General features: G+C 55.9%; 12 protein-coding genes, 2 tRNA genes and 1 pseudogene. 10 read left to right on the forward strand and 5 right to left on the reverse strand.

The features are described 5' to 3' along the window. Window positions 1–109 precede the first annotated feature (109 nt). Window positions 110–186 (forward strand) — tRNA-Met (locus tag V6L79_RS23680). Window positions 187–342: 156 nt separating this feature from the next. Further along, window positions 343–541, forward strand: a pseudogene (locus tag V6L79_RS23685) (Arm DNA-binding domain-containing protein); the annotation flags it as partial. 123 nt (window positions 542–664) lie between these two features. On the opposite strand, the gene V6L79_RS23690 reads toward V6L79_RS23685, so the two are convergent. Further along, window positions 665–1,525, reverse strand: coding sequence for a LysR family transcriptional regulator (locus V6L79_RS23690; protein ID WP_338579579.1), 861 nt, complete (start codon window positions 1,523–1,525; stop codon window positions 665–667). Between the two features lie 99 nt (window positions 1,526–1,624). Here V6L79_RS23690 and V6L79_RS23695 point away from each other — a divergent pair, with 99 nt between their 5' ends. Beyond that, entirely contained in the window at window positions 1,625–2,320 is a 696-nt protein-coding gene (locus tag V6L79_RS23695; RefSeq protein WP_338579580.1) for a glutathione S-transferase N-terminal domain-containing protein, read from the forward strand. A 510-nt stretch (window positions 2,321–2,830) separates the two neighbouring features. Continuing rightward, window positions 2,831–4,057 carry an MFS transporter gene (locus V6L79_RS23700; protein ID WP_321834536.1) on the forward strand — a complete coding sequence of 409 codons (1,227 nt, stop codon included), beginning with the start codon at window positions 2,831–2,833 and terminating at the stop codon, window positions 4,055–4,057. A 425-nt stretch (window positions 4,058–4,482) separates the two neighbouring features. Here V6L79_RS23700 and V6L79_RS23705 read toward each other — a convergent pair. Together V6L79_RS23705 and V6L79_RS23710 are read right to left on the reverse strand one after the other, a co-directional pair. Next, window positions 4,483–4,558: transfer RNA gene (locus V6L79_RS23705), tRNA-Phe, on the reverse strand. Window positions 4,559–4,677: 119 nt separating this feature from the next. Further along, window positions 4,678–6,078 (reverse strand): FAD-linked oxidase C-terminal domain-containing protein, encoded by a 1,401-nt coding sequence (locus V6L79_RS23710; protein WP_338579581.1) that lies wholly within the window; start codon window positions 6,076–6,078, stop codon window positions 4,678–4,680. A gap of 135 nt (window positions 6,079–6,213) precedes the next feature. Here V6L79_RS23710 and V6L79_RS23715 point away from each other — a divergent pair, with 135 nt between their 5' ends. From V6L79_RS23715 to V6L79_RS23740, 6 genes are all read left to right on the forward strand, one after another. Further along, window positions 6,214–6,930 (forward strand): GntR family transcriptional regulator, encoded by a 717-nt coding sequence (locus V6L79_RS23715; RefSeq protein WP_338579582.1) that lies wholly within the window; start codon window positions 6,214–6,216, stop codon window positions 6,928–6,930. 283 nt (window positions 6,931–7,213) lie between these two features. Then, window positions 7,214–7,741, forward strand: coding sequence for a fimbrial protein (locus V6L79_RS23720; RefSeq protein ID WP_261739681.1), 528 nt, complete (start codon window positions 7,214–7,216; stop codon window positions 7,739–7,741). A 99-nt stretch (window positions 7,742–7,840) separates the two neighbouring features. Further along, the gene (locus V6L79_RS23725; protein WP_261739682.1) at window positions 7,841–8,581 is read left to right on the forward strand and encodes a molecular chaperone; all 741 of its coding nucleotides are present in this window, start codon (window positions 7,841–7,843) and stop codon (window positions 8,579–8,581) included. A gap of 17 nt (window positions 8,582–8,598) precedes the next feature. Then, window positions 8,599–11,211 carry a fimbria/pilus outer membrane usher protein gene (locus V6L79_RS23730; protein WP_261739683.1) on the forward strand — a complete coding sequence of 871 codons (2,613 nt, stop codon included), beginning with the start codon at window positions 8,599–8,601 and terminating at the stop codon, window positions 11,209–11,211. Between the two features lie 60 nt (window positions 11,212–11,271). Continuing rightward, on the forward strand, window positions 11,272–12,585 hold the full coding sequence (locus V6L79_RS23735; protein ID WP_261739684.1) for a fimbrial protein: 1,314 nt from the start codon (window positions 11,272–11,274) through the stop codon (window positions 12,583–12,585). Between the two features lie 2 nt (window positions 12,586–12,587). Next, window positions 12,588–13,349 carry a molecular chaperone gene (locus V6L79_RS23740; RefSeq protein ID WP_261739685.1) on the forward strand — a complete coding sequence of 254 codons (762 nt, stop codon included), beginning with the start codon at window positions 12,588–12,590 and terminating at the stop codon, window positions 13,347–13,349. Between the two features lie 11 nt (window positions 13,350–13,360). On the opposite strand, the gene V6L79_RS23745 is transcribed toward V6L79_RS23740, so the two are convergent. Together V6L79_RS23745 and V6L79_RS23750 are read right to left on the reverse strand one after the other, a co-directional pair. Continuing rightward, the gene (locus tag V6L79_RS23745; RefSeq protein ID WP_261739686.1) at window positions 13,361–14,008 is read right to left on the reverse strand and encodes a response regulator; all 648 of its coding nucleotides are present in this window, start codon (window positions 14,006–14,008) and stop codon (window positions 13,361–13,363) included. 67 nt (window positions 14,009–14,075) lie between these two features. Beyond that, window positions 14,076–17,297 carry an ATP-binding protein gene (locus V6L79_RS23750; protein ID WP_338579583.1) on the reverse strand — a complete coding sequence of 1,074 codons (3,222 nt, stop codon included), beginning with the start codon at window positions 17,295–17,297 and terminating at the stop codon, window positions 14,076–14,078. Between the last annotated feature and the right edge of the window lie 91 nt (window positions 17,298–17,388).

The following is a 17,388-nucleotide window of genomic DNA, read 5'->3' on the forward strand; positions in this document are numbered from 1 at the left end:
AAGATATTGCCATCCAAAGGCCGCAAAACCTTAAGCAGTTGATAGAACAAAGATTTTTTAAGATATTTGCTTGACACATGTCCCGTACGAGGGAATAATGCGCGCCATTGGCTACATAGCTCAGTTGGTTAGAGCATAGCATTCATAATGCTGGGGTCCGGGGTTCAAGTCCCTGTGTAGCCACCAAATACCGGTTTCACTACATCGCAAGATGAAAATGAAACCAACAAGAAGCCCGCCTAGTGCGGGCTTTCTTGTGTCTGGGCATCTCTCCTTGTCTCCCCCCCTATACCTTCCCCCTGCGTATCCTTCGTTAATAATCGAACCGAAGGGATACAAACCATGAGGCGCCCAGAGATCAAAAGACGCCCCCTTGTCTGACACTGCTCTGGCCAACCTGGAACCCGACACAAAGGAATACCGGGAACAGAACGGCAATGGGTTGTACTTCCGTGTTAAGCCTGATGGCCAGAAGTCCTGGCAATTACGCTACAAAACTCCGGCGGGCAAATGGAGCTGGATGGGGCTCGGGGGTTATCCGCTCCTACCCACACGCCACAGGTGCAGGCTTGCGCCGTAACCACTCCTGCCCCCCCGAACGCGTTGTAACGTGCGACCTGCAGGAAGCGTCCGTCGCACCTTGCATAATTGCGCGGGTGTCCACCTATCTGGCAGGCAGCAACTCGGCAAACGTAGCAACCAGGTGATCCATCACCACCCGCACCGCAGGAGACTTGCGAATGTCGGCGTGCACCGACATCCATAGGGGACGTGGTGAAGGGGGGGCATCCACGGATACTTTGACCAGTTCCGCATCCGCGTCACCGAGCAGGCAAGGTAGCAGGCTAAGGCCCAGGCCCGATCTCGTAGCCTGATATTGCGTCAGCACGTCGTTCGTCCGCAGCACAAAAGGACGCATGCCAGCGAAGTCCTGAAGCCAGCGCTGCTGGGGGATGTGGTCGAGGCTGGTTTCAAAACAGATGAAAGACCAAGTGTCGGGCAACGTATTTTCAGTTGCCGCATGGGCATAAAGGGCCAGCGGAAGCATCCCCACTTTTCGGACGATACGACTTTGCGTATCCGGTCGCACAAAGCCTAACGATATATCTGCCTCACCACGCTCGAGTGACACAACTGCTGATGTCGCACTCAGGACGACATGCAGTTCCGGGTAATTCGAACGTAGGCTGGCCAGGCTAGGCGCGATGACGAATGAAGTAAGAACCGGCAAGGCACTGATGACAACCGTTCCCGAAACGTCCGAGCTTTGCCCACGCACATGGCGTTGAACATCCTGAGCAGCACCCTCCATTGAGGCCGCAATGTCAGCAAGCGACCGACCTTGTTCGGTCAATCGCGTTGTCCGAGGCAATCTATCAATAAGCTTTAGTCCTGTAGCAGTTTCAAGATGCGAGACCCGACGGCTTACTGTCGTATGGTCAACTCGCAACTCATTCGCCGCACCGGACAGTGAGCCGTGACGCGCCACAGCCAAAAAATACTGGAGATCCTGCCAATTCAGCATATAGGTGTGTTTCCGCACGCTTCGCCTGTGATTTCACGCATTTTATCGGCTCTTGATGCTTGAGAAGATGACATCGTCATTACTTAGGAGCGATCTACGATGTTGACCTTATTCTATGCTGCTGGCGCGAGTTCCATGGCGCCGCATATCCTGCTTCATGAGGCTGGCGTGCCGTTTCGAGCCGAACGGGTCGACCTGGCATCCAAAACGTGGACTGACGGCGATTACAACCTGATCAACCCGAAATCTTACGTCCCAGCCCTGCGCCTGGAGGACGGTGACATGCTGACGGAATGCCTAGTCATTCTCACTTATATTGCTGACCTTGCCCCCGCAAAAACATTGCTTGCGCCACTAGGCGATGTCCGGCGTCACCATGAAATGGAATGGCTCAGTTTTATCGCAACCGAGCTGCACAAGAATTTCATCACGCCTGAGCGTCACGGCGGCGTAGCCGCCAACTTTCTGTCGAAGACGGTCGAGGGGCAAGCTGCGACCCAAGTTCACGTATCACCGCGCCTCGACTATGTTGACCGCTGCCTGGAAGGCCGTTGCTTCCTGATGGGTGAGACGTTTACAGCGCCGGACGCTTATCTATTCGTAATGCTGAGTTGGGCGCGTCGCATCGGTCTTGATCTTGCACCATGGCCAAACCTCGAAGTATTCGCGACGAGGGTGACATCGATGGATTCGGTGCAAAAAACGATACAAATAGAGGGGCCGCCCCATTCGTTGCGACCTGCTGGAGATGAATTCCACATTGCCTCCGGCCGCCAACACACGTTGCGTGGGTAGACCCGCGCCAGCGCGGTTTCGGTGTCCGCGCGCATATCCATGGGGTCGGTGACGAGCCAGATCGCATCAATGCGGTTCATCGCCACAGGTCGCGAAGACAGGTCCCGCAGGCGGCTGCCCTACACCGGCCGGCGAACTGATGACTGGTGTAGAGGTGTTGCACAGACTTGTCCACGCGCTTGCATTCAATCTGACCAGTCATTTACGTTGCATCTGACCACCGATTGCATTGGATTTGACGATCATGCTTCGTAACGATAATCGCCGGAGAACTACACATTGCTGCTGATGGCAGCGACAGGCAGTCATCGGCCAATCTCTGCCGTTCATCAATAGCAGATTTCGGCCAAAAGCGGACGCTCTCCTCAGAGCGGCCCATCGATTGCGCTGATGATTACTATCGAAAGGCCCGCCTGTTTGGTTGCCAAAACTCACTCATATAATCGTCTCCGATTTCTCCCCGCTTCTCCGCCTGTCTTCAGGCGACATTCCCCCTTGGAACCCAGCACCATGCCAAGCGCCAGCCAGGCCCATCACGGCCTACCCGAACATAATCAACAGAGTGTCAAACAGCAGTGGCTGGCGATTCTCTCGGTCGCAGTGGGCGCCTTCGCCTTGGTTACCAGCGAGTTTCTCCCGGTGGGTGTGCTCAACGATGTCGCCAGCGATCTCGGTATCAGTGCAGGCCACGCCGGTCTGATGGTTACCCTGCCCGGCATAGCAGCGGCCCTCGCCGCCCCCTTGCTGTCTGTGGGCATTGGTGCCTCGGACCGTCGCTATCTGCTCATCGGCCTGACGCTGCTGATGATCATCGCCAACTCGGTCGTGGCCTTCGCCAGCGACTTCAGCCTGCTGCTGTTCGGTCGCGTACTACTGGGCATCAGTATTGGCGGTTTCTGGGCGACTGCCATTGCCCTCAGCGGCCGCCTGGCCCCCAAGGGAGTTGGTGTAGCCCAGGCTACCTCGATCATCATGATCGGTGTGACCTTGGCCACCGTACTGGGCGTGCCCGTAGGTACTTGGCTGAGTGGCCTGATGGGCTGGCGCACGACCTTCCTGGTAACCGCGCTGGTGGGTGTACCGGTACTACTGGCACAGATCTTCCTGCTACCGCGGCTCAACCCGGACAAGGCCATCCGCATCAGTGACCTCCCGGCCTTGTTTATCAATCCACAAGCTCGGGTTGGATTGATCGCTGTATTACTGATTGGCCTGGCGCACTTTGCCGCGTACACCTACGTTGCCCCCTTCTTCAAACAAAGTGCTGGCTTCGATGGGCCGACTATTGGCTCACTGCTGTTGCTCTATGGCGTGGCAGGGGTAATGGGTAATATTTTCGCCGGTTTCGCCGCCAACCGTAGCGTGCGGTACACCCTGTTGCTGGTCGCACTGATGATCGGCAGCAGCACCGCCCTTTTCCCCCACTTCGCCACCGGCATGACCGGCGCAGCGATGCTGATCGCGCTCTGGGGCTTTGCCTTCGGCGCCTTCCCGGCCTGCGCCAGTATTTGGATGTTTGTCGTAGCGCCCAAGGATGTCGAACGCGGCATGCCACTATTTGTCGCCTTGTTCCAGGTAATTATTGCGTTGGGCTCGTTCTTCGGCGGGCAGATCGTCGACCAACTGGGCAGCTCGGTGCTGTTGAGTCTAGCTACGGCTTTAGTGGGCTGCGGTTTTGTTACGGTGCTTGTGCTGGGGCGTAACGTCAGTAATAGCCTAGCGGCCCAACCCGGCTAGCCAGACCCGAGCAAGTAGCTGACATTAATTTTGAGCATTCCAAAGTGATGCGAGCGGAATACAAAAGGGTCGGATCATTTTGTCCGGCTGACGGGTTGCAACAGGTCGAATAATTACGGTCCGACTTCGACCGCCGCTATTCATAATTGCGAGCGTTGCGTCAAAAGGACCAAGGCAACCGCCACGATGAAGAGCGCCGTGTATCTCCCTGTGTATCCCGGTTCAAAAACAGAACCAAAGGGAAACAAGCCAGAAATCAAATGACTCTGCTTGCCAGCCTCCCGACAGGGAGTGTCTGTATTGGCCCTCGCGGCAACAAGCAGTACGGCGTGTAATCGCGCAAACCTACTACTACGCCAAGTAATACTAAGTACCCAGAAACAAAAAACCCCCGAAGCCTTTAGGCATCAGGGGTTTGGAAGTAATGGTGCCCAGAGACGGAATCGAACCGCCGACACGGGGATTTTCAATCCCCTGCTCTACCGACTGAGCTATCTGGGCAACGGCGCAATTAAACGTTTTTTACGCTAGGGGCGTCAAGCACGAAATAAAAAAAGCTCAATGAATACCTGCGCTTACGATTGTCCGTTATTTCGGCATGCGCCCATGCATGCCATGCATCAAGCCTCAGGCAGGATTTTGCCCGGATTCATCAATCCAAACGGGTCGAGTGCCTGCTTGACCAGGCGCATGACGCCGAGTGCGGCGCCGTGTTCCAGCTGCATGAACTTTATCTTTCCCGAACCAATACCATGCTCGCCGGTGCAAGTGCCGTCCAGGGCAATGGCGCGCTCGACCACTCGTTCATTGAGTGCTTCGGCTTCGGCCATTTCTGCTTCGTTATCCGGATCGACCACCAGCCCCAGGTGGAAGTTGCCATCACCCACATGTCCGACCACTCCGACGAAAAAAGACACCTTGGCTACGTCTTCGGCAGTTTCAGCGATGCATTGAGTCAGCGCCGAAATGGGTACGCACACATCGGTACTCCAGATCCGCCCATTCGGGCGCATGGACTGCATGGCATAGTGAACATTATGGCGGGCACGCCACAGAGCATTACGGGCATCGCCATCGGCGGCCGCTTGAAAACCCAGAGCCCCGTTACTTTCGACAATTTCCCGCGTCAGTTCGACCTGCTCCGCCACGCTGGCCGCAGAGCCAGCAAACTCGAAAAACAGGGTTGGCATTTCAGCCAGTCCCATCTGCGAGAAACGGTTTACCGCCTGCACCGTGCGCGCATCGAGCAATTCAACCCGTGACACCGGGATGCCGTATTGAATGATCGACACCACCGAACTGACCGCCGCCGCAATCGTCGGAAAGGTGCACACCGCCGCGCTGGTGGTTTCCGGAATGCCGTAAAGCCGCAGGGTAACTTCAGTGATGATACCCAAGGTGCCTTCCGAGCCGACGAACAGCCGAGTGAGGTCGTAGCCAGCGGAAGACTTTCGTGCACGCCCCCCCGTCTTGATCACCTGGCCATCGGCAAGTACCACAGTGAGGTTCAATACGTTCTCACGCATGGTTCCATAACGCACCGCATTGGTCCCTGAGGCACGGGTAGCCGCCATGCCCCCCAAAGTGCTTTCACCTCCGGGGTCGACCGGAAAGAACAGTCCCGTGGTGCGCAGTTCGGCATTGAGCTGCATCCGTGTGACCCCAGCTTCAACGGTCACATCCAGGTCCTCCGGACGCACAGCGATGATTCGCTGCATGCGACTCAGGTCGATGCAGACCCCGCCCAGCGTGGCGCCTACATGCCCTTCCAGCGAGGTGCCACCGCCAAAGGCGATGATTGGCACTCGATGCGCGGCACAGAGCTTAACGATGGCTGCGACCTCGGCAGTGGACTCGGCGTAACACACCGCGTCCGGCGGCAAGGTCGGGTGGTATGACTCCCCCCGACCATGTTGCTCGCACTCGGCACGGCTAGTGCTTACACGTTCACCGAGAAGCTCGCGCAGGGCATCGAGCAAGGTGTACACAAGAGAAGGCTGAAGCGCTTGGGAAGAGGCCATGAAAACGTCCATATTATTGTTGGGGGGACGAATCTAAGGTACAACAACTAGTATACAAGTTAAAAGCTTGCGTTCCGTTATCATGGTGGCCCAACAGCCTGAGCCATAGCTCGGCGAAAAAACTGCGTAGACCCAATGAGCAAATCCGTAGAAAAGTCCCTCGCCGTACGCTTGGCCGACAACATTCGTGAAGCCATCGTTTCGGCACGGTTTGACCTGGGCGAAGCACTTTCCGAAGAAAGTCTGGCCGCAGCCTTTGAAGTCAGCCGCACGCCAGTGCGCGAAGCGTTGGCCCTGCTGCAGACCGAGGGGCTGGTGAACGTGGTGGCCAAGTCCGGCAGCTACGTGTTCAGCCCTACCGAAGACGATATTGTCGAACTCTGCGAGCACCGTGTAACCCTCGAAGTAGAGGCTTCACGCCGTGCCTTTGAACGCAACCCTGAAGCCACCCTGCAGGCAATGCGTGACGCTCTGGCACAAATGATCAGTGCGCTGGAGCAGGATGACAGGCTGAGCTATGGCGCCGCCGACACCGAGTTCCATCTGAGTTTTTTCAAATTCAGCGGCAATCGTTATCTGGTCGATGCCTACGAACGCAACCTGGGCCGCGTCGCGGCCTTACGTACGCACCTGGCCCGGCGTGCCAGGCACGAGCCGGACCGCTCGTTCAATGATCATCGACGGATGATCGAATTGGTTGAGGCGGGCAAACATGGCGCGCTGGCGACCCTGCTCAGCCGGCATATCCTGCGCACCCGCGAGAGTTACATCGCGACCCTGCGAGAGCGTCAGGAGTTGCAGGGCCAGAACAGTGATCGAGTGGAAAAGATTCGTCGCAAGCTGCGTTTGTAGTGAGCAGACCGAAGGCCGGCATATGTCTGTGCAGACTTCCGTTATCCGAATGCAGCTGCCCTTCAACCAACTTCGGCGCCAGCACCGGACCTGAAAATGGCTCACCGCAAGGCAAGCCATTTTCAGGTCCGCCAAAAAACATGCCCCTGTTGGCCACCCGGCAGCCTTTTAAGAATCGTCTGATTATCGCTACCAGCGCTCCTCGATAACCTGAGCACGCTCCTGACCGACCTGACGAGAAAAGGTTGGATGCGAGCTTTGTCTAACTATCGAGATTAATGAAATGAAACGTACTGCTCTGTTCATCGCACTGTCGGTTTTGCCAGCAATCTCTTTCGCTGCCAGCCAAAACACCATCACCTTCAAAGGCCAGGTTTCTGATCAGACTTGCCAGGTTTCAATCAACGGCAACTCCGGCAGCCCAATTGTTGTTCTGCCGACCGTTGCTGCTAATGATCTGGCAACTTCTGGCCAATTCGCCGGCGAAACACCGTTCACTATCGCAGTTACCGGCTGCACTGCACCGACCGTCGGCGACCTGAACATCAAGACCACGTTCCTCGGCGCCGACGTTAACGCTGGCGGCAACATGAGCAACACAGGTACTGCTAAAAACGTTGCTATCCAATTGCTGGATGCCTCTGGCGGTAACCCAATCTCCCTGAGCGGGATGACTTCAGTTTCTGGCCTGGTCTTGAAGAAAGACGAAACCGCAGCCAGCCATGACTTCGCAGCTCGCTACATCAGCACCGGCGCTGCAACTGCCGGTACCGTGTCTGCCTCTGCTCAGTACGCGCTCGACTACCTGTAAGCGTAACGCTCTGACCTGCCGCTTTCGCCTCTCGCGAGGCGGCGGGTCCGCACCACACCCCCCCCTCATCGATACCCAGCCTTTCGGAAGGAGTTGGCCATGGCCTGCCTGAAACGCTTAGCCCTGTCTGTCAGTTTTTTGATGATTGCCGTTTTCGCCAACAACGCGCTGGCCAGTGTAGTCATCAGTGGTACCCGGGTGATTTACCCCGCTCAAGCTCGTGAAAAAGTCCTGCAGCTTACCAGTCACGATGCGTACCCCAACCTGATGCAAATCTGGGTGGACAACGGCAACCCGGCCTCTACGCCGCAGACCGCTGATGCCCCGTTTATCGCAAGCCCGCAGATTTTCCGGATGAACCCCAAGGCAGGACAAGTCGTGAGATTGGTGTACACCGGCACAGACCAACCTCAAGACCGCGAGTCTGTGTTCTACATCAACTTTATGCAGATGCCGGCACTCAAGAGCAGTGACATGCAAGCCAACAAACTGATGCTGACCGTAAGCAGCAGGATGAAGGTCTTCTATCGTCCGGAAAGCATCGTTGGTGCCCCCGAAGACATCGCTAAATCAATGACCTTCAAGCTGCAGGGCTCAGGCTCCAGCTTGAGTGTGCTGGCAGAAAACAACAGCGGATATCACGCCGTAGTGCGTGAAGCCAACCTGGTGATCGGCGGCAAACCTGTCGGCCTGACCAAAGCGGTAATGCTCGCCCCTTACTCCACGCAGAAATGGCCAGTGGCTAACAACGGTACTCGCGCCAGCAGCACAGATCAGTTGCGCCTGACGCTGGTGAACGACTTTGGGGCAGATGTCACCTCCGACTTTCCTCTTCAGTGACCCTCGGAAATACAAACATGACCGTTGCTCACGTCACTCGCTGTCGGTTCCTGCCGCGCACACCTTATAGCCTGTTGGTTTCAACTTCGATCCTGCTTATCGGTCTGGCCGCCAGCACTGCGCAGGCCGAATCCGAAACAGGAATAGATGAATACCAGTTCGACGACAACATGATGTTTGGTGGTGGTTCGCTGTCGCGCTTTAACAAAATCAACGCTATTGATCCGGGCAGTTACACCGTTGACCTGTTCATCAATAATCGTTTTGTTGAGCGCATTCCCGTGCAGTTTGAGGAAGTGGCCAAGGGCGATGTTCAGCCTTGCTTGCCCCGCGCGCTGCTCGAAGGCGCCGGTGTATTGAACACTGCCATTACCGATACGCCGGACCAGCAATGCCAATTACTGAGCAATACCGTACCCGGCGCCAGCAGCTATTTTGATTTCTCCCAATTGCGCCTCGACGTGAGCATGCCGCAAAGCCTTATGTCGCGCGAACCCCGAGGTTTTGTATCAACACAAAGCCTGGATGCGGGTGACACCATCGGTTTTATCAACTACAGCGCCAACCAGTATCACGTCAGTCGTAGCGGAACGAACGCCAAAGATACCGACTCCAGCTACCTGTCACTCAACAGCGGGTTGAACATGGGTCTTTGGCGTCTGCGCCAGCAAGCGTCCCTGCGCTACGACTCACAAAATGGCAGCGACTGGAACGCCACCCGAACCTACTTGCAGCGCGCATTGCCGAGCCTGCGCAGCGAACTGACAGCAGGTGAAGGCTATACCTCGGGTCGATTCTTCTCTGGAATAGGTTTTCGCGGGGTACAAATAGCGTCCGATGAACGCATGTTGCCAGAGTCGGTGCGCGGTTATGCTCCGACCGTCCGCGGCATCGCCAAGACCAACGCCAAGGTCACCGTGCGCCAGAACGGCAGTGATATTTATGAAACCACTGTGGCGCCGGGACCGTTTGAAATCAGCGATCTTTACGCGACCAACTACAACGGCGACCTTGAAGTCACGGTACAGGAAGCTGACGGCAGCATCAGTCGATACAGCGTGCCGTTCTCGGCGGTACCTGAATCGCTGCGTCCGGGTACTTCACGCTATAGCGCTGCTATCGGCAAAACCAGTGACGTCGGTGACAACGATGCGTTCGGTGAAATCACCTATCAGCGTGGCCTTACCAATAGCGTCACCACCAACACTGGCTTACGAGTTGCCGATGGCTATCAAGCCTTGGTACTCGGCGGCGTATATGCCAACTGGCTGGGCGCCTTTGGTCTGGACACTACTTACTCCAGGGCCGACATGCCGCAAGAAGGTGTGGTGGATGGCTGGATGGCGCGCTTGTCTTACAGCCGCACGTTCACTCCGACCAACACCACCTTGTCGATTGCTGGCTATCGTTACTCCACTGCGGGCTACCGTGACCTAGGCGACGTGCTGGGGGTGCGTGAGTCGCTGCGCTCCGGAGAAAACTGGGAATCTTCCAGCTACCTGCAACGCTCGCGCTTTGAAGTTTCAGTTAACCAAAGCCTGCAATCGCTCGGTTCGGTTTATGTCTCGGGCTCGACCCAGGACTATCGCAATGGTCGCGAGCGCGACACTCAGTTGCAAATGGGCTACTCCAATACCTTGAGCAACTCCGTCAGTTTCAACCTTTCAGTCTCGCGCCAGTCCACCGGCAGCTATCAGCAAATCCGCCAAGGCGGGTATGACGGTCGCCCTGACGAAAATGTCAGCGGTGGCAGTTGGAACGGTTCTACGCCTGGCACGACAGAAACTGTCTCGCTGCTCTCCGTATCGTTCCCTTTGGGCAGTCCATCGAAGAGCAACACGCCAACCCTCAGCAGTTCCGTCAGTCATAGCGCCAACTTCGGCAACGTGTATCAGACCTCTGTTTCAGGCACCGCAGATGCTGAGCAAACACTGAGTTATGGCGTGGATATTTCCCGCGATGACGAACAAAAACAGAACACCTTTAGCGGCAATCTGCAGAAACGCCTGCCAAAAACCAGTCTCGGCATGAGTGCGTCCAAGGGCCAGGACTACTGGCAGACCTCCGGCAGCGCCCGAGGTGCAGTTGCCATTCATAGCGGCGGCGTAACACTTGGCCCCTACCTGGGCGATACCTTTGCTCTGGTAGAAGCCAAAGGCGCCAGCGGGGCAAAAATCATGAATGGCCAAGGCACCACGATTGATGACGCAGGGTTCGCACTGGTGCCTTCGCTTACACCCTATCGCTACAACACCGTGGCGATCAATCCAGAAGGGATGAACCAGAAAGCCGAGCTCGATGATGGTCAGCGTCGGGTTGCGCCCTATGCCGGTGCGACAGTCAAGATCAAGTTCAAAACCCGAAGCGGTAACGCACTGCTGATCAAGGCACTGCTGGCCAACAACCAGACCGTACCCATGGGTGCTGATGTGCTGGACGAAAACGGCAACGTCATTGGCATGGTCGGCCAGGGCAGCCAAGCGTATCTGCGCAGCGAACAACCCAAAGGCACATTGACTCTGCGTTGGGGTGATCGCCCGCAAGAACAGTGCTCGCTCACCTATGACGTGACGGACCGAGATCTGGAACAGCCCTTGTTGCGCGTCACCAGCCAGTGCAATGCGCACTGATTATCAAGCGCCGGCCCTATTCATGCCGGCCTTAAACCAGCACCAGGATCGAGGCTTCTTATGTTTACCTTACGCCCACGATTGAATCAGTTACTGCTGCTTATACTGACCCTGACGGCACTGCCAGCCGTGCAAGCCAACTGCAAACGTATTTATAACGGCAACGCGGTACTCGACGGATACACGGCACAAATCACCTTCGGACGCATCAACCTGACCAGCACCTATCTGCAACCGGTCGGCACGGCACTGGGCACGACGATCACCGATAGCGCCACCGCCACGGGGCTCAACAGTGAAACCGTACTTTGGGAGTGCGACCTTGCGGACAAGGACGAACTCTATGAGCTGTTTGCTACTAACGGTGATGACCGTGTCGGCGGTTATTGGGAAATCGGTAACGGCGCAGGCACATCGACCAATGATGGCCTGCCCGGTTACTACGCCACTTACTTCCCGTATGTCGGGCTCAAACTGACCCACCTCAATTCAGGCAAGGTGTTCACCCGGTATTGGCAGCAAAGCAAAATTACTCAATACGACGTGGTAGGCAACAAACTGCAGATCAAGCCCAAACACCTGAGCATGGTGCAGGCCGAACTGGCGCGGGTCTCCAGCTTGCCACCCAAAAGCGGCAGCGGCAGTAACTTTTGCGGCAACCAGGCGGCCGAGAGTGGCAGCGGAACTTACAGCTACACCTGTACCCAGCCCAATGGTTATATCCAGTTTCAGGGCCCGGGCTACAAGTCCGACACGGTGGGCTCAGACTCCAACACCAACTATGTATTTTGGGGCGCTAAAAACGGGGTTGGTTTTGGTATGCGCAGCGCAGCCTCCATCAGTTATGCCGCGACATGTGTTGCACGCAACGTGACGCCGCTGGTCACCTTTGCGCCTGTCACCGCTCAGGAACTCAACAACGGCATGACCCGCGAAAGCGATTTCAGAATTGAGCTTGAATGCAGTAATCAGGTGGTGTCCGGGGTTGGCAACAACCAGACCGCACTGGGTGTTCAAGCGTCTGCCGCGGCCTACGCCAAAGCCGCAGAGCTTGGGTTGCTCACCGGAGCACAAGGCGTCACGCATCTGGTTTCCAATGGCTACGGTACTGACCCAGGCATTGCGACCGGTGTCGGCATTGCACTCAGTAATAACGGCAAGCCCATGAACTTTCTTGGCAGCGAGATGGCTGGCAGCGGCAACGCAGGCGGCTGGTATCCCGTTCAGGAGAGTGCGACTGCCAATGGCAGTTCCGCATCGGGTTACACCCACTACACAAAAACCCTCACGGCGATTCTCAAAGCATTACCTGGGCGCAAGGCATTACCGGGAACCGTGAATGCAACAGCCTATGTTCTCGTCAAGGTGCAGTAATCATGATCGCCAAAATGATGACTACCGCCTCGCGCCTGCTGCTGCTCAGCGCTGCAGTGTTGATCACGCTCCCGGCACAGGCGGGCATCATGGCTTCAAGTACCCGGGTGATTTACGAACAAGGACAGAATGAACGCTCGCTGATGCTGGCCAACATCAACGCATACCCCGTGGTAGTACAAACTTGGGTCAATGAGGGCGAAGACCAGCAAACGCCCGAAAACAGCACTTCGCCGCTGATCACCCTGCCCTCGGTATTTCGTATGCAAGCGGGCGCGGTACAGGGTTTACGCATTGTGCATAACGGCGATGCACTGCCCTCGGATCGAGAGTCTGTGTTTTGGCTAAACCTCTATGAAATTGCGCCCAAAGCCGCCAACAAGTCAGCCGAACAAACGTCTGTGGCACTGGCCATGAATACGCAGATGAAGATTTTTTATCGCCCGAAAAATCTGCCCTCTCTTCCCCAGGACATGGCCAAGAGCCTGTCTTTCAAGCTGGAGAAACAAGGGGATCAATGGCAACTGGTACTGCGCAACCCAACGCCTTACCACGCCTCGCTGGCATCTTTGAAACTGATCGATCAAGGCCGGGAAATGGCAATACCTCCACTCCCGGAGATGATGGCACTGCCGCTGAGTGAAAAGCGTTATCCCCTTGCGTCCAACAGTCTGGTAAGCCCGGCAGGTCTTAAAGTGAACTTTACCTGGATCGATGATGGCGGGCATTTTCAGACCATGACGACCCCGCTGCTCACCCCCTGACTGAACCTTACTCAGATCAGATTCATGCTGATGCAGAACGTCAGCAAAGCGTGGTCGTTTTCCACGTCGAGTTTGCGCATGGCCGTGATCTTCTGAGAGCTCACGGTCTTTACACTTCGGTTCAACAAATGAGCGATATCCCGCACATTCATTCCTGAAGCAAAGTGCCTCAGCACCTCGAACTCCTTGACTGACAAGCTGGCGATACGGGTCTGCACCGCATCGGAGCGCTCAATCACACTGGCGCTGCCCTGGCCGGCTTTGTTGTGCCATTTGGCGCCACTGGACAATGCGTTAAGCGCCAGCAGGATTTCGTTCAGATCGCCGCTCTTCAGAATGATCCCCCCCACGCCCAAGTCATACAGACGCGACAGAATCAAGTTGTTGGTGAGCATGGTCAGCACCAGAATCTGCACCTGTGGATAATTTCGAATCAGGTACTCAATCAGTTTGACCCCGTCACCATACGTTTCATCACCCGGCATGTTGTAGTCGGTAACGATGATGTCCGGTTTCAGGCGCTGCACCTGCTCGATCAGATCTGAAGATGTCAGGGCCTGGCCCACCACCTCATAGCGTTCATCACGCTCGATCAGCTCGCATACCCCCATCAGAACTATCGGGTGGTCATCAGCCAATATGATTTTAGTTTTTTTCACGGGCGCATCCCTGTCAAAAGAACGATCACGCGAAGAGACGCTCAATCGGTGGTGTTGGAGAAAAATTTCAGATCGCCGCTACTGCGCGACGAACACGTGCCAGCAATGCTTCAATCTGAACCAGCAAAGGTGCATCCAATACATGATTCTCAAGTCGCTGCTCAAGTTCACCGCAGCCGCTGGCCAGATCATGCGCCTGAACAACTGCCAGAGCCCCACGAATACAATGCAAACGAGCTTTCAGGGCATCGATGTCATGGCTGACCAAGGCGTCAATCGCCGTCTGGATATCCGCGCTCATGGTGTTGATAAAGAGATCGCGCATTCTGGCGCTGACCACAATCGGCTGTTGCGCAAGATCATCTGCGCAGCCCTGCCCTGTTTCTGACAGCTCTTGCGCAACTCCGCATAGATCAACGTCACAAACCTCGACCAATTCAGTCCATATTTTCTGCAAGGTCATGGGTTTGACCATTCGAGCGTTCATACCCACGGCAATGCAACGCTCGGCCTCCTCGCGCATCGCGTTGGCAGTCACACCGATAATGGGAACCCGGGTATCTTGCTGGCGAATGGCATTGGCCAGTTCATAGCCGTTCATGATCGGCATGTTGACGTCAGTCATCACCACATCAAATGCGTCAGGCGACCACAGGCTTAACGCCTCCTGACCGTGAGACGCCAGCACCACACGACAACCGAGCTCTTCAAGCTGTTCTTTGAGAATGGCCTGGTTGATCGGGTTGTCCTCAGCAACCAATACCCGTAACGCCAGCTTTTCACGAACAGCCGGTGCTTTCCCGATCTCGCGAGTGATTCGTCCTTGCTGAGCCAACAGCACGGCGCGACCAATTCCGCGAACCATGTGCACGCTGACTTTCCACCCCTCAACTGTATGCTCGGGTTGCCCCGCGCCAGAGATGCCCAACACCCGTGGCCCTGGCCACTCCAGTGGCGCACTGCGCCCTGGCAGCAGATCTACCAGCACCGATCCAGTTACTGTATTGAGTGCCCCCGGCGACGCTACCAGTGCATGGGCGCCCCAACGGTTGAGCCAGGCACAAACGGCTTCCGCCAGCTCGTTGACAGGCGCACGAACATAAACCGGCGCAGGACGCAGTTGCAGGTCGCTGGCGCCCGGTAATGCGCCCTCGAGTATTGGCACGCTCAATATCAGGCTGAAACTGCTCCCCAGGCCGGGTTCACTGACAACCCTCAATTGCCCGCCCATCAACTCACTCAAGCGCTTGCAAATCGACAGGCCCAAGCCGGTGCCGCCTGAAGCATGACCGTTAAAAACCTGATAAAACGGCTCAAACAGACGCTCCTGCTGCGGCTGCGAAATACCCACACCGGTATCAGTGACTTGCCACTGCAACGTCACCTTGTCCGCTTCCCGACTCAACACTTTCAAGCGCAAGACGACGCGACCGTAGTCGGTAAACTTGACCGCATTATTGAACAGATTATTGAGAATTTGCCGCAGTCGAGACTGGTCGCCCTCCAACTGATCCGGCACATCCGCATCAACGCAGGCGTAAATCTGCAACCCTTTGCTTTCAGCTGCCGCGGCGTAGGCGTCTACCACTTCCTCAACCATGTCCAGCGGACAAAAACGCTCCGGTTCGAGCGCCATTTGTCCGGACTCAATCTTGGATACATCCAGAATGTCACTGATCAACTGCAACAAGATCGAAGACGAGCGCGAAATGGTGTTCAGATAGATGCGTTGCCGAGTATCCAGATCCGTCAGTTCCAGCAGCTCCAGAGTGCCCAGCACGCCATACAGTGGGGTGCGTATTTCGTGGCTCATGGTCGCAAGGAATGTGGTCTTGGCGTGGCTGGACTCTTCCGCCTGGTGTTTAGCCAGGGTCAAGGCGGCGGCATCATCCTTGTGCCCGGTGACATCACTGAAGGCACATACAATGACATCCTGCTCTTGATAACGCGTACTGCTGAAGCTGACATGCAAGTAGCGCTCACCCACCTTGACACAGGCCTCTCCCATGTCGGCTTGTTGTTCGTGAATTAGCCGAGAGATGTACTGCGAGTTACCCAGCCAGGCTTGCGCACGCTTGTTGGCCAGTAACATATGATTGTCCGACTGGCGCACCACGCACAAACCGGTGGGAGCAGTGTCGATCACCGCACGGCTGAAAATCTCACTTTCGATCACTCGCCGGTGCGCTCGCTCCGCTGGCCGAACAACACGCAATCGATACCAGCGATTGACCAGCCAACCCACATAGATAGAAAACAACGCTATGCCCAAAATGCTCAATAACGTCCATTTGGCATAGCGAAAAAAGCTCTCATAACTGATTCGGTACACTGCTGACCAATGTTCCCCTTGCGTGTTGGAAACCTTGATTTCCAAGCCTTGGGCATTGAAGCGCATACCGTCGGGGCTGTTGTGGGTGCCACTCAAGCGCCCGACCAGCACCGCCCCCGAGGGCGCAATCAGTGTGAGGTCATAAAAGGCGGGGGTGGCAATGCTCGTCGGGATGTTGGTCAAACGCCGAATGTTGATCAATGCCGCGAGCAACACTTCACGATCATTGCCCATGACCTCTAGAAACTTGGGCGGCAGATTGATTTTGATAACGGCAAACACCATAGGGTTGCCTTCGCTGACACTGTTGGTATTGACCCAGCGCACCTGCCCCTCCGGGAGCGAAGCCTTGCGTTCCTTGAACAGCAACGACAACTGCTGACTGGTCTCCAAAAATTCATCCAGACTCAAAATTGCCACGTGCCCACGGCGAGCGCCAATCGCTGGTACCGCCAAGGTGAATGCATTATTGGAAGGTAAAAGAAACAACTGCGGGGCGGGGTACACCGACCCCGACCAAAAACCGCTATAGAAATTGGCTAAGTGCATACCCAGCGAAAATGCCGACTGATTCGTGACAACGGGGCTGGACGAAGTGCTTTGCGTCAGATTAAAAGGCGTCGAAAACGAAAACTCCTTGCCTTCAAATATATTCACCCCGTTGCTCTCGAACACCTGCTTGCTTTGCAAGGGCATGATGTTCGCGGTCAGGACATCCGGGGCATCCCTGACTGCGCTATTAATATTGGTCAAAAACGAGTGGTTTTCATTGAGACTCTCCACTAACCGCGCGAAGTGATACTCAATCTTTTCCACTTCAACTTCGACCAAACGCTGTAGGGCCCATACACAAGTGCCCACTAACAGCACCGCAACTCCGATCAAAATCAGGACGCCACGGTTCAATCGCATGGAGCTCAAGGCGAGTTTGCCCAGTGAGGCATTGTCAGAGGTCATGTTACTTCCTGTATTTCGCGGGGACAGACTTGAACTCAGGCTCAAAGCTTAGACGAGCAAGGGAGGGGCCAAGTAAGTGACTTCAATTACT

The sequence above is a fragment of the Pseudomonas sp. ML2-2023-6 genome (genome assembly GCF_037055265.1).
GTDB classification, from domain to species: Bacteria; Pseudomonadota; Gammaproteobacteria; order Pseudomonadales; family Pseudomonadaceae; genus Aquipseudomonas; species Aquipseudomonas kulmbachensis.